The following is a 19585-nucleotide window of genomic DNA, read 5'->3' as shown; positions in this document are numbered from 1 at the left end:
CGGCGCCGGCGCCGGCGCCGGCGCCGAGCGCGCCACCTGCGCCGCTGCGCTCCGGGTGCGCCCGGCGCGCAGCGGCACAAATGGAGCGCTCGGCGTCGCACGGGTGCACAGGGGCACCCCGGGATGGTGCCCCCGCCGCGCGGGCCTGCCGCACGAGGCATCCGCTCGGCCCGTCGAATTCGACGGAGATTTTGGGCTCAGCCGCCCGAAAACCGCCCCACAGAGGGCGATCTGGCAAAAATCTCCGTCGAATTCGACGGGGGCGTGTGCGAGGTCCAGGTTGCGTTCATCGACGTCCTCCGGCCGAGGAATCACCGGTCTGTTCCCTCACCGTCTGAAAGGGTTCGACCAGGGTCCGAACGCCGGGCCGGCGCTGGCCGCCCCACGCCCGACCGGAGGCGGTCAGGCCGCAGCCGTGCGCCGCCGGCGGATGCTCGCGGCCACCTCGTCGAGCACGGCCTCCGAGCCGGCATAGATGCCGTCGGCGCGCGGCCAGTGGCTGATCACATCGGTGAAGCCGAGCGCTGCGGCCCGGCCGACGGCGTCGTCGAACGCCGCCACGCTCGCCAGCGAATACGACCCACCGCTGTCGAGGTTGAGGTACCGGTCGATCGTGGCCGGGTCGCGCCCCTCGGCGCGGGCGGTCTCGTCGAGCCGGGCCGCAAGCCGTTCGACCGAGGCCCACCAGTCGTCGCCGCTGACGCCGTCGGCTCCCGTGGTGACCCAGCCGGCGCCGTGCCGCACGGCCAGGCGCAGCCCCTTCGGCCCGTTGGCCGCGATCACGAACGGGAGCCGGGGCCGCTGGCGGGGCTCCCCGACCATCCGGGCATTGACGGCGCTGGCCCACTCGCCCACGAAGCTGATACCCGTGCTGCCGGTGCTGGTTCCGGTGCCGCCGGGCTGTTCGTGGCGGAGCAGCACGTCCAGCGCGTCGACGAATTCCGCGAACCGCTCGTGGCGCCGGCGCGGAGAGTACCCGGGCTGGCCGAGCACGGAGGCGTCGAAGCCGGTGCCGCCCGAGCCCACGCCGAGGAGCAGGCGGCCGTCCGCGATGTCGTCGAGGGTGGCGAGTTCCTTGGCGAACGGCACCGGATGCCGGAAGTTCGGTGAGGAGACGAAGGTGCCGAGCCGGATCCGCTCGGTCACGACGGCCGCCGCCGTGAGCGTGGGGATGGTCGCGTGCCACGGCTGGTCGGCCAGACTGCGCCAGGACAGGTGGTCGTAGGTCCAGGCGTGGTCGAATCCGAGCTGCTCCGCCCGTTCCCATTTGAGCCTGGCGACCCGCCACGGGTCCTGCGGGAGGATGACGATTCCGAAACGCATGCTGCGAGTCTACGGACCGCATCCGCCGCAGTCTTTTCAGCCGCCGAGGCCGGTGCTATAACTGGGGCGCACGCTCATCGCGGGCGCGCACAGCAAAGGAGCACCAGATGAGCGCCGCACCCTCCGCCGACCGCTTCGCCGGGAAGACCGCCATCGTCACCGGGGCCGGGTCGGGCATCGGGCGAGCGACCGCCATCCGGCTCGCCCAGGAGGGTGCGACCGTCGTCGCCGCCGACGTCGTCGCCGATCGCCTCAGCGAGCTGGTGGCGGAGTTCCCCGACCTCGGTTTCATCACCGTGGCCGGCGACGTGAGCAGCGAGGAGACGACGCAGCGGATTGTCGAGGCTGCGGGACCCCGGATCGATGTGCTCGCCAACGTGGCCGGCATCATGGACGGTTTCCTCCCCCTCGGCGAGGTCGACGACGAGACCTGGGAGCGGGTGTTCCGGGTGAACGTCACCGCGGTGATGCGGCTGACCCGCGCGGTGCTGCCGCGGATGCTCGAGGCCGGCTCAGGCTCGATCGTCAACGTGAGCTCGGAGGCCGGGATCCGGGGCGGCTGCGCCGGAGTGGCCTACACGGCGTCCAAGCACGCGGTGATCGGGCTGACCCGGAACACCTCCGTCATGTATGCCGCGAAAGGCATCCGTTCGAACGCGGTGGCTCCCGGCGGGGTCGCCACCAACATCGAGGCGCCGTTCAAGTCGGCCCTGGCCGGCGAGGCCCTCGGCCCGATCCTGCAATCGATCGTGCCGCCGATAGCGACGTCCGAGCAGCTGGCCGCGGCCATCACCTGGCTGGCCAGCGACGACTCGGCCAACGTCACCGGCACCGTGCTCGCCTCCGACGGCGGCTGGTCCGCGATCTGACCGGCAGCGCGGCGCGCGCGTCCCCGTCCGAGTGCCCGGAGCAATGGGGGCGCAAGGGGTGCGCCTGTCACCGGCAGGTGACACACTCGAGCCATGACAGGAAGCGTGCACGCCCCGACCCGATGCGCCATCGTCCCGCCCTATCTGCTGGTGCGGCTCGCCCGGCTCGACGACCCGCGGTTCGCCGCGGCCGCCGAGGCGGCCCGCCAGTCCCTGCTCCGCGACTCCCCGCTGCGCACCCACCGCGAGGTGGCGCATCCGCCCCACCGGCCCGACGTGCGAGGCGGCGGGCCGGCGCGGGTGCCGGGTCGGATCGACCGCAGCGTGTCGGATGCCGCCGGCCTCGAGCGCCTGCCGGGTCGCCTGGTGCGGTCCGAGGGGCATCCTCCCGTGCCCGACGTCACGGTCCAGGAGGCCTGGGACGGGCTCGGCAGCACGCACGACCTGTTCTGGAGCCGTTTCCAGCGGGACTCGGTGGACGGCCGCGGGCTGTCCCTCGACGCCACCGTTCACTACGGGCGCAACTACGACAACGCCTTCTGGGACGGCGAACGCATGGTCTTCGGCGACGGTGACGGCCAGGTGTTCAACCGGTTCACCGCGTCGCTGACCGTGATCGGGCATGAGCTCACCCACGGTGTGACCCAGTTCACCGCGAATCTCACCTACCAGGGCCAGTCCGGGGCCGTCAACGAGTCGATGTCCGACGTGTTCGGCTCGCTCGTCGAACAGCACGCGCGGGGCCAGTCGACGGCCGAGGCCGGCTGGCTGATCGGCGAGGGACTCTTCACCGACCAGGTGCAGGGGGTCGCCCTGCGGTCGATGAAGGCACCCGGCACCGCCTACAACGACGATTTGCTCGGCCGAGACCCGCAACCGGACAGCATGGCCGGCTACGTGGAGACCGAAGACGACAACGGCGGGGTGCACCTGAACTCCGGCATCCCGAACCGGGCGTTCTACCTGGTCGCCGAGGCCCTCGGCGGCAACGCGTGGGAGGCGCCGGGGCAGATCTGGTACGACACCCTGACCAGCGGCACGCTCGGCAACTCCGTCACCTTCGCCGCCTTCGCCCGGGCCACCGCCCGCGCGGCCGTGAAACGCTACGGGATCGGATCGGAGGAACACCGGGCGGTCGTGGCCGGCTGGACCACGGTCGGCCTCGGCTCCGGCCTGGCGGCCGGGCTCGGGACCGGCCGACCCGGCGGGACGACGCGCCCGGAAGCACAGCGCCCAGAACAACAGCGCCCGGGGCAACAGCGCCCGGAGTAGCAACGGCCGGAGTAGCATCGGCCGCATGAAGGTCGTCGTGTCACGGAGCGGGGGCATCGCCGGCATCCGCACCACCTGGGAGGTCGACGTCGACGCGCAGCCCGACGCCGCCGACTGGGCCGAGCTGATCACGGCCCTGCCCTGGGCCGAGGTGAGCGCGCGGGCACCCGAACCGGACCGGTTCGTCTACCGCATCCGGTGCGCACCGAACGAGGTGGTCCTCGCCGAACCGCAGGTCTGCGGGCCGTGGAAGGAACTCGTCGACCGGGTCACGGCGTCCCAGCGGGCCGAATCCGGGCCAGGACCACGGCCGGCCGGGACCGGTCATCCCCCTGACTCGCCACTCGGCGGGTTTGGAGCCGACTCCCAGCCTCCCGGATGACCGCTGCCCGGGCCCGGCGGCGGATTGCCGGGACACATGCTCGCATCCGACCCGATGGCGTGGGAATATGGGGCATGGAAACCAACGACCTGTATCCGGTCCGGCACCTCAGCGAAGACGAATGCTGGGAGCTCCTGATCTCGTCGAGTTTCGGGCGCCTCGCGATGAGCATCTCCGGGGAACCCGACATCTACCCGGTCAATTTCATCGCCTCCGACCGGCGGCTGGTCTTCCGAACGGCCGAGGGCACGAAACTGCTCGAACTCACCGTGAACGACAAGGTCGCCTTCGAGACCGACGGAATCGGCCGCGACGAGGCCTGGAGCGTCGTCGTGCGGGGAAAAGCCCGCGTGCTCGACACCCAGCACGAGATCGAGGCCGCCGACCAGTTGCCGCTGCGGCCCCTCATCCCCACCCTCAAGTACATCTACGTGGAGATCACCCCGCAGGTGATCACCGGGCGGCGCTTCCAGCTCGGCCCGGAGCCCGACCGCTACTAGGCTCGCCCGCATGACGAACTCACCTGCCGGACACACGCCCAACGTCGTCCTGATCACCGGTACCTCCTCGGGAATCGGGTTGCACGCCGCGATCGCGGCGGCCCAGGCCGGCCACACCGTCGTGGCCACCATGCGCAACCTCGAGGGCACGCGGGCGCTGCTCGACGCCGCCGACGCGGCCGGGGTGACCCTCGACATCCGCCGCCTCGATGTGACCGAGGCACAGTCGGTGACCGAGGTGGTCGCCGGGATCGTCGGCCGCTACGGCCGCCTCGACGCCGTGGTCAACAACGCCGGCTCCGGCCACCTGGGCACGATCGAGAACGAGACCATCGACCAGGTCAGGGCCGTGATGGAAGTGAACTTCTTCGGGGTCGTGGGAGTCACCCGGGCCGCGCTCCCCCATCTGCGCACGAGCCACGGCCGGCTGATCACCGTGACCAGCGTCGGCGGGGTCATCGGGCAGCCGTTCAACGAGGCGTACTGCGCCGCGAAGTTCGCCGTGGAGGGATTCATGGAGAGCCTCGCGCCCGTGGTCCGGTCGGCAGGCGTGTCGGTGACCGTCGTCGAGCCCGGCGCCGTCGCGACCTCGTTCGTCGCCAACGTGGGCTTCGATCCGACCGCGCCGGCTGCCGTCGGCGACCCGTACGCGGCCGGCCTCGCCGCCTACCTCGCCCGCGCGGGCTCCTCGTTCGCCTCGGCGCAGACGGCCGAGAGCGCCGGTTCCGTGGTCGCCGCCCTGCTCGACGGCGACGTCCCGCCCTTCCGGGTGCAGACCTCGGATGCCGCCCGCCAGTTCGTCGGCGTCAAGCTCGCCGACCTCGACGGCTCGGCCGTGCAGCGACTCACCAGCGGCTGGATCGCCTAGCGACCGGATCGCCCAGCGACCGGATCGCCCAGCGACCGGATCGCCCGGCCCCGGCCCCGGCCCACCGGCTCGGGGAGCCAGGCTCTTGGTCAGATCCCGGCCAGGGTGCGCAGCGCCGCGAGTCCCTGCGGAGTGCCGGGCCAGTGCCGCTCGATCGCCTCCGCGCCCGCGCGGCGGGTGACGAACCGCAGCACGAGGGCCACGATGATCGCGTCGTCCGCGTAGCCCAGCACCGGGATGAAGTCCGGCACCAGGTCGATCGGCGAGAGGAGATACCCGAGGAGCACGACCAGCCAGACCCGCACCCCGGCCGAAACGGTCCGGTCGGCCGCCAGGCGCCGAAGCAGCCGCACCACGTCGGGGATCAGGCGCAGGGCGTCTCGCAGCCGGGTCGGGTCGGATTGTTTGCGGGCCGCCCTCCAGAGCAGGCCGACCAGCACCAGCCACAGCCACAGCAGCAGGATGCCGCCGGCAACGCCGAGCACGATCTCCCACCACTCGGGGCCGGTCGGGCTCACGAGACCAGGTCGTCGCCGGAGAGCCGGATCAGCCGCAGCAGCGCCAGGGCGTAGGCATCCGCCGGGTCGGCCGCGTCATGGCTCTCGTCGGCGCCGGCCACGGCGATCCGCACCCGGTAGACGTCTTGACCGAGCCGGGTGAGCGAGCGGAAGGTGCTGCGGAGCAGGTCGCGCACCTGGTCCTCGCGCGGCAGCCAGAGCGCGTCCTCGAGGGCCAGCGAATCGAGTGCCCACTCGGTGGTGCCGTTGAAGCCGAGGATGGTGCCGGTGTCGAACTCGTGCGGTTCGATGGTCATGTCGCTGACCGTGAAGACGTCGTTCTCGAAGCCCGAACGTTCGATCCGGAAAGCGTCTCCCGAGACCGGGCGCCAGCGCAGCCCGGCGTCGGCCAGGGCGCGTGCGCAGTCGATTGAGATCATGGCCCATTATCTCCGCCCACGAGCGTTATCGGGGTAACCATCTTCCCGGAACCCGCAGCAGCGCCGGCTCCGTGCGGTCGAGCCGCATCCCGGTGGTCGAGCGTGCCCAGACCAGCCCCTTGGGCGGGTCTCGAGAGGCTCGACCACCGGTGCTCGACTACCGGAGGCTCGACCACCGGTGCTCGAGTCCTAGCTGACGCCGAGCAGGTCGATCACGAAGATCAGGGTCTGGCCGGAGAGGCGGTGTCCGCCGCCCGCGGGGCCGTAGGCCAGGTGCGGCGGCACGACGAGCTTGCGGCGCCCGCCGACCTTCATCCCGGGGATGCCCTGCTGCCAGCCGGCGATCAGGGAGCGAAGGGGGAAGTTGATCGACTGGCCGCGGCTCCACGACGAGTCGAATTCGTCCCCGGTGTCGTACTCGACGCCAAGGTAGTGCACGTCGACGGTGGCGCCGGGGGTCGCCTCGGCGCCCTCGCCAACCACGATGTCGGTAACGGTGAGGGCCTCGGGCGCGGGGCCCTCCGGCGCGTCGAGTTCGGGCTTGGAGTTCAAATCAGTCATGGTCCTATCCAACCCGATCCGGCCGCCGATCGCACACCGGGAAATTCCCCCTTGCGCGAACGGGGCCGGGAGGCGCACTATGAAGTCAGTAACTCGCCGCTCCGGGAGAGTCGTCGGCATCGCCACACCACCGGGCGGCGAGTTCTTTGTCTGCCAGGGACCCGCCGTCTGCCAGGGACCCGCCGCGGAGCTGCCGCGCGGGTCAACCCGGGCGGATGCCGCGTGCCCCGGTCAGCGCACCGGTCCGGCGGTGCCGACCAGGGCGGCCCGATCGTGCTGCACCAGCGCTAGAAGGTCTGCCTCGTCGGCCCGGTCGACGTTGCCGGCGCTGCCGTTGAGTAACCGCTGGCGGGCGAAGGCGAGGCGGGTGGCATCCGTGATGAAATCATGCATCCCGGTGCGCCGGTCCCGGCTCTGGCGCGCCGCCCAGCCCCGCGCCTGCCGCCGCCCCTGCGAGGTGGCCAGCATCTCGACCTCGGCTGCGGAGAACCAGCCGGCCGCCGCGTACTCCATCAGGCAATGCTTCGTGATCCGCTCCTCCTGGCGGCGCAGCAGCACCACCACCACGACCGCCGTGATGAACAGCGGAACCTGCACGAGCAGATAGTAGGAGATCAGGCCGGTGTCGCCGACGAGCAGGTAGAACGCCCCGTTCCAGAGCGCGTGCAGCGCGATGGCGCCGACCAGCCCGAGCAGCACGATGCCGACCGCGCCCCCGGCCCGGCGGCGGGTGGCCAGCCCGAACGCGATGCCGGTGCACGCGGTGAACATGACGTGGGCGAACGGCGAGAGCACGCCGCGCACCAGGAAGGTAAAGCCGAGGGTCCCAGCACCGCCTTCGATGATCGCGACCCCGAAGTACTGGATGTTCTCGGAGAAGGCGAAGCCCGCCGCGATCGTCGAGGCGTAGACCACTCCGTCGACCGGCCCGTCGAAGTGGCGCCGCATCGCCCAGAACAGCAGCAGGATGCCGGCGCCCTTCGCGGTCTCCTCGACGATCGGCGCCTGGATCACGCCGGTGAGGAAGTCGGCGCCGTCGCCGGTCGCGGCCGCGCCGGTGGCGGCCAGGGCCAGCTTGACCCCGAGGTCGAAGACCAGGGCGGAGACGACGGACACCCCGGCACCCCAGAGCAGCGCGAACCAGAGCGCCGGCCTCGGCTCAGGCTCCCACCGGTCGATCCAGCGCACCGCGAGCAGGATCACGCTGAGCGGCACGAGCGCCAGCGCGAGGCAGATGAGCAGCGCGCCGGGGCCGAGGAAGGTGGAGAGGTAGACCAGGACGAGCAGCAGCGCCGCACCGGCGACGACGATCCCGACGATCGCGAGCGCGACCGCGGCAGCGCGGGGGCGGCGCACCGGAGTGGTCCAGACCTGCCGCACCGGGTGGAGCGCCGGGTTCACCTCGGGGGCGGCCGGGGATCGTTCGGGTACCGGGGTCTCGAAGGCCATGCGCAACACATTACTGGTGGCCGTGGCGTTCCGCGCCGCCGACCGGTGAACCCGGTCCCGTGGTCAGGACGCGAACATGGTGCCGGGGTTCAGGATGCCCAGCGGGTCGAACACGGTCTTGATCCGTCGCTGCAGGTCGAAGCTCGTGTCGCCGAGCTCCTCGGCCAGCCAGCGCCGCTTCAGCACTCCCACCCCGTGCTCCCCGGTGAGGGTGCCGCCGAGGTCGAGCGCGGCCCGGAACAGTTCACCCGCCGCCGCCCAGATCGGCTCGGGGACCACCTGGTCGTCGTCGCCGCGGAGCCGGCCGACGGGGATGACGAAGTTCGGATGCAGGTTGCCGTCGCCGGCGTGGGCGATGGTGGGGATCGGCACGCCGGTGCGCGCGCTGATCTCGGCGATCCGGTCGAACATCTCCTTCATCCGGGACCGCGGCACGCAGACGTCCTCGATCAGCACCTGGCCGTGGGCTGCCAGCGCGGGGTGAGCGGCCCGCCGCACGGCGAGCAGTCGCTCGGCCGAGGCGGCATCCGTGGAGACCCGGGCCTCGCCGCCCGCCGCGCGGAGCACGGCCACGGCCTGCTCGGCCTCCGCCCGGGCGGCCGGCCCGTCCGTCTGCAGCAGCAGGAACGCGCCCCGGCCGAGCGGCAGCCCGGCCGACGCCGCCGGCCCGAGGTGCGCCGCGATCAGGGCGAGGGCGACGGGGTCGATCAGTTCCATCACGGCCGGGCGGATCCTGGCCGCCGTGACCTGGGCGGATGCCGCGGCGGCCCCGGCGACGTCGGCGAACACCGCCCCGATCGTCACCGTCTCCCCCGCGGTGATCGCCCGGGCGCGCACGACCGCCTCGACGATCACGCCCAGGGTGCCCTCCGACCCGGTCAGCAACGCGGTCAGGTCGTAGCCGGTGACGCCCTTGACGGTGCGCCGCCCGGTGCGGAGCAGGCTGCCGTCGGCGAGCACAACCGTCAGCCCGAGCACGGCCTCCCTCGTCACGCCGTACTTCGCGCAGAGCAGCCCGCCCGCGTTGGTCGCGATGTTGCCGCCCACGGTGGAGATGGCCTTGCTGGCCGGGTCGGGGGCGAACCAGAGGCCGTACTCGAGGAGGGCGTCGTTCAGCTGCTGGTTGATCACGCCGGGTTCGACCACCGCCAGTTCGTCCTCCGGCCGGATCTCGAGGATGCGGTTCATCCCGGCGACGCTGAGCACGATCGACCCGTCGGTGCCGCAGGCTCCCCCGGCCAGGCCGGTCCCGGCGCCGCGGGTGACCACCGGGACGCGCCATTCCGAGGCGATCCGCAGCGTCGCCTGCACGTGCTCGACCGTTCCGGCCCGCACCACCGCCAGCGGCAGCCCGGCGGCCACCCACCCGGACTTGTCGGCGCGGGCGGCCGACAACTCGGCCGGGTCGACGCTCACGATGGTGCCCAGTTCGGCCTGCAGTCGCTCCAATGCGGTCATCCCGCCACAGTACCGGCCGGCCGGACTGCCCGGCACCCGGTGCCTCCCGGAGCGGCCCGGGCGCGGTGATGTCCGATTCCCGCTATCGGGGTGGTCCCGGACCTGTCAGGCTGGGAGCGTGAAGCCGCCCGAACTCAGCCAGCAGGCGCCCAGCCAGCCTGCGCCCCGCCGGCCTGCGCCCCGCCGGCCCGTGGCTCCCCCCACCGGGGCGCGCGCCGCGACAGGAGCCGGGGCCGCCGACCCGGACTTCGCCGAGCGGTACCGCGCGATGTCGTCCCGGGATTCCCGGTTCGACGGGCAGTTCATCACCGGTGTGCATTCCACCGGGATCTACTGCCGGCCGAGCTGTCCGGCCGTCACCCCGAAGCCGTCGAACGTGTCGTTCTACCTCACCAGCGCCGCCGCCCACGAGGCCGGCCTGCGCGCCTGCAAACGCTGCCTGCCGGATGCCGTGCCCGGCTCGCCCGACTGGAACATCCGTGACGACCTCGCCGCCCGGGCGATGCGGCTGATCGCCGACGGCGCGGTCGAGCGGGAGGGCGTGAACGGGCTGGCCGCGCGGCTCGGCTACAGCGAACGGCACCTCACCCGGGTGCTCGTCGACGAGCTCGGCGCCGGCCCGCTCGCCCTCGCCCGGGCGCACCGAGCGCAGACCGCCCGGCTGCTGCTCGGCACGGGACTTCCGATCAGCGAGGTCGCCTTCGCCGCCGGTTTCGGCAGCATCCGCCAGTTCAACGACACCATCGCCGCCGTCTACGAACGCACGCCGTCGGAGCTGCGGAGCAGGATGCAGGCGGCCTCCCGGGCCGGCAAGGCGAACCCGCACCAGGCCGACGAAAAGTGGGCCCGCCGGAACGGCGCCGGCCAGAACGACGCCGGCCAGAGCGGGGCCGAGCGGGCCGCCGCACAGCGCGACGAACCGGCCCGCGAGCCGGGCATCGGCACAAGCGTCACCCTGCAGCTACCGGCCCGGGCGCCGTTCGACGGCCCGGGAGTGCTCGGCTTCCTCGGCGTGCGCGCGATCCCCGGCGTCGAGGCGGCCACCGCGGACACCTACTCTCGCACCCTCCGGCTGCCGAACGGCTTCGCCGCGGTCGAGCTGTCCCTGGCCGGCACCCCGGCCGCCCCGCTCATCGGCTGCGTCGCCCGGCTGACCAGCCTCGCCGACCTCGCCCCGCTGGTCAGCCGGGTGCGTCGCCTGCTCGACCTCGACGCCGACGCCCAGGCGATCGACCTGGCCCTGGCGGCCGATCCGCTTCTGGCCGCCTCGGTCGCCGGCACCCCGGGCATCCGGCTGCCGGGCAGCATGGACCCGGAGGAGACCCTGTTCCGCGCCCTGCTCGGCCAGCAGGTCTCCGTCGCGGCCGCACGCACGGCGCTCTCCCGCCTCGCCGAGGCCCTCGGCGACCCGTTCCCGGATGCCGGCGCCGGCCAGGGGCTGGCCCGGCTGTTCCCGACCGCCGCCCGGATCGCGGCCGACGGCCGCGACGTGCTGCGCGGGCCGGCCGCACGGATCGACACGGTCATCCGGGTCGCCGAGGCCCTCGCCTCCGGCGACCTGGTGCTCTCCTACGGCCAGGCCAGGGAGACACTGGAGTCGAACCTGGTCGCGCTGGCCGGGATCGGACCGTGGACGGCCGGCTACGTGGCCATGCGGGTGCTGGGCAGCCCCGACATCCTGCTCACCAGCGACCTGGCCCTGCGGCAGGGAGCCGCGCGGCTGTCCCTTCCCGCGGATCCGAAACGGCTCGCCGCGGCCGGCGCCGGCTGGGCACCCTGGCGCAGCTACGCGGGCATGCACCTGTGGCGGGCGGCCGGCACGCCCGCCTTCGCGCCGGAACCGGCCTGAACGGCCCGGCCACAGGCAAACCCCTCCGGCGGCCGATAGCCTGAACAGGTGAAATTCGCGCACCTCAGAGTTGATGGCCAGTCCACCCCCCGTCTCGCCGCCGTTTTCGACGACTCGGCGGTGTTCCTCGACGACATCATCGACGACGCCCCGCGCGACCTTCAAGACCTGATCGAGAAGGGCGACGAGGAATACGACCGGGTGCGCGCGCTGGCCCTGAACGCCGTGTCGCACGGCGCCACCCTCACCCCGCTCGACGAGCTGCGGTACTCCTCCGCCGTGCTCCGCCCGCCGCAGATCATCGCCATCGGCGCCAACTACGCTGCCCACTCCACCGAGCTGAAGCTCCGCTCGGAGTCGGCGGCGACCGTGTTCTCGCTCTGGCCCAACTCGCTCACCGGCCACGAGTCGACCATCACCTGGGCGACCGACCAGACGACCCAGGTCGACTACGAGGCGGAGGTCGGGGTCATCATCGGCCGGGCCGCCCGGAACGTGGCGGTGCAGGACGCCCTCGACTACGTCTTCGGCTACACGGTCGTCAACGACATCACCGCCCGCGACCTGCAGTTCTCCGAAGCGCAGTGGTCGCGCTGCAAGTCCTTCGACGGCTTCACTCCGACCGGCCCGGTGGTCGTCACCGCCGACGAGGTCGGCGATCCGCAGGACCTGTGGCTGACCACCCACGTCGACGGCCGCCTCCTGCAGGACGCCTCCAGCGGCGACATGGTGCGAACGGTCGCGGAGATCATCGCCTACCTGTCGAAGACGTCGACCCTGCTTCCGGGCACCCTCATCTCCACCGGCAGCCCGGGCGGCGCCGGCTACAGCCGGAAGCCCCCGGTGTTCCTCAGGGACCGGTCGACTGTCACCGTGGCGATCGACAAGATCGGCCTGCTGACCACCCACTGCCGCGCGCTCTGAGCCCGGCAGGCCCGGCCGGATCGGCGGCGCGAGCGTAGGCTCGGCCCCAGAAGCCGGTTCGGACGGAGAGGCGGATGTCATGGCTACGATCTCCGTCGTCATCCCGTGCTACAACGACGCGGGTTTCCTGGCCGTCTGCCTCGCCGCGCTCGCGGCCCAGACCCGCCCTGCCGACGAGGTCATCGTCGTCGACAACCGCAGCACGGATGCCTCGGCCGCCGTGGCCCGCGCCGCCGGCGCCCGCGTCCTCCCGGCCCCCATTCCCGGGATCTGGCCGGCCGCGTCGACCGGGTTCGACGCGGCGACCGGGGAGGTGATCGCCCGGCTCGACGCGGACTCGATCCCGCCGGTCGACTGGCTCGCCAGGATCGACGCGACCCTGACGGCATCCCCCGAGGTGGACATCCTTACCGGCCCCGGCGACTTCTACGATTGCTCGCCGGCCCTGGCCAGGCTCGGCCGGGTCGCCTACATCGGCGGCTACTTCCGGGCGATCGGGCTGTGGCTGGCCAGGCCGCCGGTCTTCGGCTCCAATTTCGCCATGCGCCGGGCCGTCTGGCTCGAACTGCGCGGGCAGGTGCACCGGGACCGGGCGGACATCCACGACGACCTTGACCTCAGCCTCCACCTCGGACCGTCGATCACGGTCGCCTACCAGCACACCCTGCGGGTGGGCATCTCGGCCCGGCCGTTCCAGACCTGGGCCGGGCTCCGGCGCCGACTGGAGTGGGCGTACCGCACCCTCGCGCTGCACTGGCCCGCGGCCTCGCCGTGGCGGATCCGGGCCGCACGACGTGCCTGGCGTGCCGGAGCCGCCGGCCGAGCCGGGCAGGAGCGCCGCGAACCGGCCTAGCGGAGCACCGTTCAGGGCCTCCAGCTCAGAGCCGGCCCTGGAAGAGGGCGAGCATGTCCCTGGCCAGCTGGTGCGGGGTGGTCTCGCAGGGACTGTGGCCGGTGGGGTAGACCCGAAGCTCGGCGCCGATCCGGTTGGCGAAGTCCCGGTGCAGGGCGGTCGGCCAGAGATCGCGCTCGCCGACCGCTACCAGCATCGGGATCGGCGAGCGCAGCAGCAGCCGGCGCAGGTCGGGCGAACGCTTCATCAGGCCGACGATCTCATCCACGCTCCGCCTGACCGTGTAGTCGAACCGGTGCCGCACGAGCCCCAAGCGGCCGGGCGGCACGTGGTTGCGGTTGCTGAGCAGTCCCCAGATCATCAGCGAGGCGATCCCGCGCGCCGTGATGACCCAGCTCAGCGGGCCGATCCAGCGCACCCGGCGGAAGACCTGGCCCGGCTGCGGCGGTGCGCCCAGCAGCGTCAGCGACGCGAACAGGTCGGGGCGTTCGGCGAGCGCGATCTCGGCGACGATGCCGGCGAACGAGTAGCCGAGCACGTGGGCGGGCGAGGAGCCGGTGGAGAGGAACGCGATCAGGTCGTCGACGAAGAGGTCGTAGCGGAACGGTTCACCCGGCGCAGCGCCGGCCGACGCCGACTCGTACTGACCGGCCAGGTCGAAGCTCTCGACGAGGTAGCCGGCTTCGGCCAGGAGCGGGGCGAGCAGAACGAAGTCCTCCTTCGACCCGGTGGCGCCGGGCACGAGCACCACCCGCGGATGCGCCGGGTCGCCGAGGGCCATGGCGGCCAGCGCGCCGCTCGGTGCCGGGAACCGGAAGACCCGGCTCTCCGGCGGCAGCACCGTCCAGTCCCGGTCGGGGAGGGCGCGGTCCAGCTCGGCGGCCAGGTCGACGGGGTCGGCATCCGGTTCGCTCCTGCTTCGGCGCAACCGTGTGGACATGCCGTCAGAGTAGCGCTCCGGCGATTCCGCCGCGAGGCGCACGGGGACGCCCGCCCCGACGGGACGGGCGTCCCGACGGCTGCGAACCCGAGCCGAGGTCAGGCCTTCGGTTCGTCCCGTCCGTCCAGGGCCAGGAGCTCCTCTTCGACGGCGCCGCCGTACCCTTCCTTCTGCGGGTCGCCGTGCAGGCCGCCCGACACCGCGTACTCCTCCTCTGGCGAGAGCACGAGGCGGGTACGCCCGTAGAGCGCGAAGATCAGCAGCATCACCAGGTAGACCACGGCGATCGCAACGATCGCCGGCCGGGCCGGCTCGTTGATGAAGAAGCCGAAGAAGATCGCGAGCGAGAGGATGCCGGCGATCACCGCACCAGGAACGCCCCAGGGGCTGCGGTAGGGGCGGCTGGCCTTCGGGAACTTGCGCCGCAGGATCACGAACGACGTCATCTGCAGCACGTAGGCGATCACTGCGCCCCAGACGGCGATGTTCAGCACGATCGCCCCGGCGACGCCGGTCGCGCCGCCGAGCGCGTCGACCAGGACCAGGGCGACGAACCCGAACACGGCTCCGACCAGGAGGGCCATCGCGGGGGTCTGCCGCTTGCCGGTCAGGGAGAGGAACTTGGGGTAGTAGCCGGCCCGGGACAGCGAGTACATGTTGCGCCCGTAGGCGAACATGATGCCCTGCAGCGAGGCGAGCAGCCCGACGAGCGCGAACAGGGCCAGGACCGCGGCCGCCCCGTCGCCGACGATGGCGCGGAAGCCGTCGAGCAGCGGCTCTCCGGCGGTCGCGATGCTCCCGGCCCCGACGATCCCCGTGTTGAGGAACAGCACGAGCAGGCCGGTGATGATGAGGGTGGTGCGGGCGATGAGCCCGGCCCGCGGGATGTCGCGCACCGGGTTGTGCGATTCCTCGGCGGCCAGCGGCAGCTCCTCGATGCCGAGGAAGAACCACATGGCGTACGGCAGGGCGAACAGGATCGGGATCACGCCGTGCGGCAGGAACGTGGTCTGGCCGGCATCCGGGGCGATGTCGAAGAGCTTGTCGACGCTGAACAGCCCGGAGAAGATCGCCATCGCCGAGAACACGAGCAGGATCGCGATCGAGATGATCGAGACGACGATCGCGAACCGGAACGAGATCGCGGCCCCGGCCGCGTTGAGCGCGATGAACACCGCGTAGAGGATGACCCACCAGACCCAGGCCGGCAGGGAGACGCCGAGCAGCTCGCTGGTGATCCCGTCGGCGTAGGAGGCGGAGAAGTAGACGATCACCGCGGTGGTCGCCACGTACTCGATCGTCTCGGCGAGGCCGGTGACGAAGCCGCCCCACGGTCCCATCGCCGCCCGGGCGAACGAGTAGGCCCCACCGGTGTGCGGCATCGCCGACGCCATCTCGCCGATGCTGAAGATCATGCCGTAATACATCACGATCAGCAGGGCGAAGGCGATCAGCATCCCGCCGAAACCGGCGAAGTCGATGCCGAAGTTCCAGCCGGAGAAGTCGCCGGAGATGACCGCCGCCACGGCGAGACCCCAGAGCCCCCAGATGCCCGCGCTGCGCCTGAGCCCGCGTTTCTCGAAGTAGCCTGCCTCCGCCGTCGTGTACTGCACGCCCGAGACGTTCAAGGTGTCTTTGGACATCCTGGTTTCCTTTACGCTCTGGTTGCGCGCGCCCACCGGGACCGAACAACGCCGTCAGTTTTCTTGGCACGACTATAGAACCCCAATGGTGGCGTGTACATACCTTTGGGAGATTGTTTCCTCGGCGATGAACTAAAATATGCCTGCCTCGATTCGGGTGTTCTGTGTTCTAATGGTCGACAAGTTCACCTTTTGACCGGCTCATCGAGGAGAAGCTCATGACACCCCGCACCGGAAATCTGTCGCTGGAAGACCTGGCCGGCCTGATCGGGGTGGGCGAGATCGACACGGTCATCGTCGCCTTCACGGACATGCAGGGCCGGCTGGTCGGCAAACGCGTCTCCGCCCGGCTCTTCCTCGAGGACGTCGCGACGCACGGCGCCGAGTGCTGCAACTACCTGCTGGCCGTCGACGTCGAGATGAACACGGTCGACGGCTACGCCATGTCCAGCTGGGCGCACGGCTACGGCGACATGGCGATGATCCCCGACCTCGCCACCCTGCGCCGCGCGCCGTGGCTGCCGGGCACGGCCCTCGTCACCGCCGACCTGCGCTGGCCGGGCGGCTCGCCCGTGGTCGCCTCGCCACGGCAGATACTCAAGGCCCAGCTCGCCCGGCTCGCCGACCGCGGCCTGGTGCCGTTCGTCGGCACCGAGCTGGAGTTCATGGTCTTCGACGACGACTACCGGGAGGCCTGGAAGAAGGGCTACCGCGACCTGACCCCCGCGACGGACTACAACATCGACTACGCCCTGCTCGCGTCCACCCGGATGGAGCCGCTGCTGCGCGACATCCGCACTGCCATGGACGGCGCCGGAATGTACTGCGAGGGAGTCAAGGGCGAGTGCAACCTGGGCCAGCAGGAGATCGCGTTCCGGTATGCCACCGCGCTGGAGACCTGCGACAACCACTCGATCTACAAGAACGGCGCGAAGGAGATCGCCGGCGCCCACGGCAAGAGCCTCACCTTCATGGCCAAGTTCAACGAGCGGGAGGGCAACAGCTGCCACATCCACATCAGCCTCCGCGGCACCGGCGGGGAGGCCGTCTTCGCCGACCAAGCGGCGGACGACGGGATGTCCACTGTGTTCCGTCAGTTCGTGGCCGGCCAGTTGGCCGTGATGCGGGAACTGACCCTGTTCTCGGCCCCCAACATCAACTCCTACAAACGGTACGTCGAGGGCAGTTTCGCGCCGACCGCGGTCGCCTGGGGCTTCGACAACCGCACCTGCGCCCTCCGCGTGGTGGGCCGCGGTCTCGGCATGCGGGTGGAGAACCGGGTTCCCGGCGGCGACGTGAACCAGTACCTGGCCGTGAGCGCCCTGATCGCGGCCGGCCTGTACGGCATCGAGAACGAGCTGGAACTGGGCGATGCCTTCACCGGCAACGCGTACGACAGCGACGCCGTGCGCGTGCCGGCGTCGCTCCGCGAGGCCACCGCCCTGTTCGCGACCTCCGTGGTGGCCCGGGAGGCGTTCGGCGACGACGTCGTCGACCACTACCTCAACAACGCGAGGATCGAACTGTCGGCGTACGACGCGGCGGTGACCGACTGGGAGCGGGTGCGCGGCTTTGAGCGCCTCTGACCCGGCCCGCCCGCTGATCGGCCTGACCACGTACCTCGAGCAGTCCCGCACCGGCGTGTGGGACGTGCCGGCCGCGTTCCTGCCCCGGGTCTATTTCGACTCGGTGATCCGGGCCGGCGGTATCGCCGTGCTGCTGCCCCCTCAGCCGGCCGATCCGGACTCCGTCGGCCGGGTGCTCGACAGCCTCGACGGCCTCGTCATCACCGGCGGCAAGGACGTCGACCCGGCGCGCTACGGCCAGACGGCGCACCCCGCCACCGACGAGCCCCGACCCGACCGCGACGCCTGGGAGGACGAGCTGCTCCGGCAGGCGATCGACCGGCGCCTGCCGTTCCTCGGCATCTGCCGCGGCGCCCAGCTGCTGAACGTGGCGCTCGGCGGAACCCTGCACCAGCACCTGCCCGACCTGGTCGGCCACGGCGGCTACCAGGCCGGGGAGGGCGTGTTCAACACCGTCGACGTCAGGGTCGAGCCGCAATCGCGCCTGCACGGCCTGTTCGACGCCCTCGCCGGACCGCACAGCGTGCCGGTCTACCACCACCAGTCGATCGACGCGCTCGGCGACGGCCTCGTCGTGAGCGCCCGCACCAGCGACGGGGTGATCCAGGCCGTCGAACTCCCGGCCGTTTCGTTCGGGGTTGCCGTGCAATGGCACCCCGAGCAGGTGGCCGACGACCTGCGCCTGTTCACCGGGCTCGTCGAGGCGGCCGACCGGTACCGCGCCGGACGCAACCACGGCCAGGCCGACCACGACAGCACCCGCCACGGCCGAAGGGACCCCTCGTGAGCAGCTACACCGTCATCAACCCGGCCGACGAGACCGAGGTCGCCGTGGTCGAGCACCTCGACCGGGACGCCACCGACGAGGCCATCGCCCGCGCGGTGGGCGCGCAGCGGCGCTGGGCGCCCGTCGCCCCCGCCGACAAGGCCGCCATCCTGCGCCGGTTCGCGGAGGCGGTGGACGGCGACCGGGAGACGCTCGCCCTGATCGAGGTCGCCAACTCCGGGCATCCGATCGGCCAGGCCCGCTGGGAGGCGGGCCACGTGCGCGACGTGCTCTCCTACTATGCCGCGACGCCCGAGCGCATGTTCGGCCGCCAGATCCCGGTGGCCGGCGGCCTCGACGTGACGTTCAACGAACCGCTCGGCGTGGTCGGGATCATCACCCCATGGAACTTCCCGATGACGATCGCGGCCTGGGGTTTCGCCCCGGCCCTCGCGGCCGGCAACGCCGTGCTGCTCAAGCCGGCCGAGTGGACGCCGTTGTCCAGCATCCGCCTGGGCGAGCTGGCCGTGGAGGCCGGCCTGCCGGAGGGGCTGTTCCAGGTGCTTCCCGGGCGCGGGTCGGTGATCGGCGAACGGTTCGTCACCCACCCGGCCGTGCGCAAGGTCGTCTTCACCGGGTCGACAGCGGTCGGCAAACGGATCATGGCCGGCTGCGCCGAGCAGGTGAAAAGGGTCACCCTCGAGCTCGGCGGCAAGAGCGCCAACATCGTCTTCGCCGACTCCGACCTGGAGAAGGCCGCCGCGACGGCGCCGTACGGCGTGTTCGAGAACGCGGGCCAGGACTGTTGCGCGCGCAGCCGCATCCTGGTCGAACGCGGCGTCTACGACCGGTTCATGGAGCTGCTCGAACCGGCCGTGGCCGGGGTACGGGTCGGCGACCCGGCCGATCCGGCCACCGAGATGGGCCCGCTCGTATCGAAGAGCCATCTCGCGGCCGTTGCCGCGTTCGTGCCGGACGGCTCCCCCGTCGCGTTCCGCGGCTCCGTGCCCGACGGGCCGGGGTTCTGGTTCCCGCCGACCGTGCTCACCCCCGCGTCCCGGACCGACCATACCGTCACGGAGGAGATCTTCGGACCGGTCGTGACCGTGCTCCCCTTCGACGACGAGGCCGACGCCGTGCGCCTGGCCAACGACACCGAGTACGGGCTGTCGGGCTCGATCTGGACCAGGGACGTCGGCCGGGCCATCCGGGTCGCCCGGGCCGTCGAATCCGGGAACCTCTCGGTCAACTCGCACTCCTCGGTGCGCTATTCGACCCCGTTCGGCGGGTTCAAGCAGTCGGGCCTCGGCCGCGAACTCGGCCCGGATGCCCCGCTCAATTTCACCGAGACGAAGAACGTGTTCATCGCCGTCGACTGAGTTCCCGCCAGCGGGAACCCCCAGTC

At 71.7% G+C, this 19585-nt stretch carries 19 protein-coding genes; 11 read left to right on the top strand and 8 right to left on the bottom strand.

Features of this window, described 5'->3' with window-relative positions:
- Nucleotides 1-402: 402 nt before the first annotated feature.
- Entirely contained in the window at nucleotides 403-1323 is a 921-nt protein-coding gene (locus E3O32_RS13415) for an LLM class flavin-dependent oxidoreductase (RefSeq protein WP_134510323.1), read from the bottom strand.
- Between the two features lie 107 nt (nucleotides 1324-1430).
- Here E3O32_RS13415 and E3O32_RS13410 point away from each other — a divergent pair, with 107 nt between their 5' ends.
- From E3O32_RS13410 to E3O32_RS13390, 5 genes are all read left to right on the top strand, one after another.
- A complete protein-coding gene (locus E3O32_RS13410) occupies nucleotides 1431-2192 on the top strand; it encodes an SDR family NAD(P)-dependent oxidoreductase (RefSeq protein ID WP_134510322.1) in 762 nt (253 codons plus the stop codon).
- Between the two features lie 93 nt (nucleotides 2193-2285).
- The gene (locus tag E3O32_RS13405) at nucleotides 2286-3464 is read left to right on the top strand and encodes a M4 family metallopeptidase (protein WP_174776519.1); all 1179 of its coding nucleotides are present in this window, start codon (nucleotides 2286-2288) and stop codon (nucleotides 3462-3464) included.
- A 25-nt stretch (nucleotides 3465-3489) separates the two neighbouring features.
- Complete coding sequence (locus E3O32_RS13400) at nucleotides 3490-3846, top strand: protealysin inhibitor emfourin (protein WP_174776518.1); 357 nt, start codon at nucleotides 3490-3492, stop codon at nucleotides 3844-3846.
- A 74-nt stretch (nucleotides 3847-3920) separates the two neighbouring features.
- Nucleotides 3921-4346, top strand: a complete 426-nt coding sequence (locus E3O32_RS13395) for a pyridoxamine 5'-phosphate oxidase family protein (protein ID WP_134510321.1) — start codon at nucleotides 3921-3923, stop codon at nucleotides 4344-4346.
- A 10-nt stretch (nucleotides 4347-4356) separates the two neighbouring features.
- The gene (locus E3O32_RS13390) at nucleotides 4357-5214 is read left to right on the top strand and encodes an SDR family NAD(P)-dependent oxidoreductase (protein ID WP_134510320.1); all 858 of its coding nucleotides are present in this window, start codon (nucleotides 4357-4359) and stop codon (nucleotides 5212-5214) included.
- An 89-nt stretch (nucleotides 5215-5303) separates the two neighbouring features.
- On the opposite strand, the gene E3O32_RS17905 is transcribed toward E3O32_RS13390, so the two are convergent.
- The 5 genes from E3O32_RS17905 to E3O32_RS13365 all read right to left on the bottom strand — a co-directional run bounded on the left by E3O32_RS17905 (nucleotide 5304) and on the right by E3O32_RS13365 (nucleotide 9619).
- The gene (locus tag E3O32_RS17905; RefSeq protein ID WP_134510319.1) at nucleotides 5304-5732 is read right to left on the bottom strand and encodes a YkvA family protein; all 429 of its coding nucleotides are present in this window, start codon (nucleotides 5730-5732) and stop codon (nucleotides 5304-5306) included.
- Entirely contained in the window at nucleotides 5729-6151 is a 423-nt protein-coding gene (locus tag E3O32_RS13380) for a hypothetical protein (RefSeq protein WP_134510317.1), read from the bottom strand. The genes E3O32_RS17905 and E3O32_RS13380 overlap by 4 nt, the downstream gene beginning before the upstream one ends.
- 189 nt (nucleotides 6152-6340) lie before the next feature.
- Nucleotides 6341-6712 (bottom strand): FKBP-type peptidyl-prolyl cis-trans isomerase, encoded by a 372-nt coding sequence (locus tag E3O32_RS13375; RefSeq protein ID WP_134510315.1) that lies wholly within the window; start codon nucleotides 6710-6712, stop codon nucleotides 6341-6343.
- 231 nt (nucleotides 6713-6943) lie between these two features.
- Complete coding sequence (locus tag E3O32_RS13370; protein ID WP_134510313.1) at nucleotides 6944-8161, bottom strand: PrsW family intramembrane metalloprotease; 1218 nt, start codon at nucleotides 8159-8161, stop codon at nucleotides 6944-6946.
- 63 nt (nucleotides 8162-8224) lie between these two features.
- Nucleotides 8225-9619, bottom strand: coding sequence for an FAD-binding oxidoreductase (locus tag E3O32_RS13365; protein WP_134510311.1), 1395 nt, complete (start codon nucleotides 9617-9619; stop codon nucleotides 8225-8227).
- A 268-nt stretch (nucleotides 9620-9887) separates the two neighbouring features.
- On the opposite strand from E3O32_RS13365, the gene E3O32_RS13360 reads away from it, so the two are divergent.
- The 3 genes from E3O32_RS13360 to E3O32_RS13350 all read left to right on the top strand — a co-directional run bounded on the left by E3O32_RS13360 (nucleotide 9888) and on the right by E3O32_RS13350 (nucleotide 13245).
- Entirely contained in the window at nucleotides 9888-11468 is a 1581-nt protein-coding gene (locus tag E3O32_RS13360) for an AlkA N-terminal domain-containing protein (RefSeq protein ID WP_134510326.1), read from the top strand.
- Nucleotides 11469-11516: 48 nt separating this feature from the next.
- Nucleotides 11517-12392 carry a fumarylacetoacetate hydrolase family protein gene (locus tag E3O32_RS13355; RefSeq protein ID WP_134510309.1) on the top strand — a complete coding sequence of 292 codons (876 nt, stop codon included), beginning with the start codon at nucleotides 11517-11519 and terminating at the stop codon, nucleotides 12390-12392.
- Between the two features lie 79 nt (nucleotides 12393-12471).
- Nucleotides 12472-13245, top strand: a complete 774-nt coding sequence (locus E3O32_RS13350) for a glycosyltransferase family 2 protein (RefSeq protein WP_134510307.1) — start codon at nucleotides 12472-12474, stop codon at nucleotides 13243-13245.
- Nucleotides 13246-13270: 25 nt separating this feature from the next.
- Here the strand turns inward: E3O32_RS13350 and E3O32_RS13345 are convergent, their stop codons facing one another.
- Both E3O32_RS13345 and E3O32_RS13340 read right to left on the bottom strand, forming a co-directional pair.
- Nucleotides 13271-14185: an alpha/beta fold hydrolase gene (locus E3O32_RS13345; RefSeq protein WP_134510305.1), complete on the bottom strand. Its 915-nt coding sequence runs from the start codon at nucleotides 14183-14185 to the stop codon at nucleotides 13271-13273.
- Nucleotides 14186-14283: 98 nt separating this feature from the next.
- On the bottom strand, nucleotides 14284-15828 hold the full coding sequence (locus E3O32_RS13340; RefSeq protein WP_134510303.1) for an amino acid permease: 1545 nt from the start codon (nucleotides 15826-15828) through the stop codon (nucleotides 14284-14286).
- 218 nt (nucleotides 15829-16046) lie between these two features.
- Here E3O32_RS13340 and E3O32_RS13335 point away from each other — a divergent pair, with 218 nt between their 5' ends.
- The 3 genes from E3O32_RS13335 to E3O32_RS13325 are packed head-to-tail and all read left to right on the top strand — an operon-like array spanning nucleotide 16047 to nucleotide 19559.
- Nucleotides 16047-17414, top strand: a complete 1368-nt coding sequence (locus E3O32_RS13335) for a glutamine synthetase family protein (RefSeq protein ID WP_134510301.1) — start codon at nucleotides 16047-16049, stop codon at nucleotides 17412-17414.
- A complete protein-coding gene (locus tag E3O32_RS13330; protein ID WP_134510299.1) occupies nucleotides 17401-18201 on the top strand; it encodes a gamma-glutamyl-gamma-aminobutyrate hydrolase family protein in 801 nt (266 codons plus the stop codon). The genes E3O32_RS13335 and E3O32_RS13330 overlap by 14 nt, the downstream gene beginning before the upstream one ends.
- A complete protein-coding gene (locus E3O32_RS13325) occupies nucleotides 18198-19559 on the top strand; it encodes an aldehyde dehydrogenase family protein (protein WP_134510297.1) in 1362 nt (453 codons plus the stop codon). Before E3O32_RS13330 ends, E3O32_RS13325 begins: the two co-directional genes overlap by 4 nt.
- Nucleotides 19560-19585: the final 26 nt, after the last annotated feature.

The organism is Cryobacterium mannosilyticum (genome assembly GCF_004402705.1).
Lineage (GTDB): Bacteria > Actinomycetota > Actinomycetes > Actinomycetales > Microbacteriaceae > Cryobacterium > Cryobacterium mannosilyticum.
Note: the sequence above shows the minus strand (reverse complement) of the source record. Positions and strands in the feature narration are given on the sequence as shown.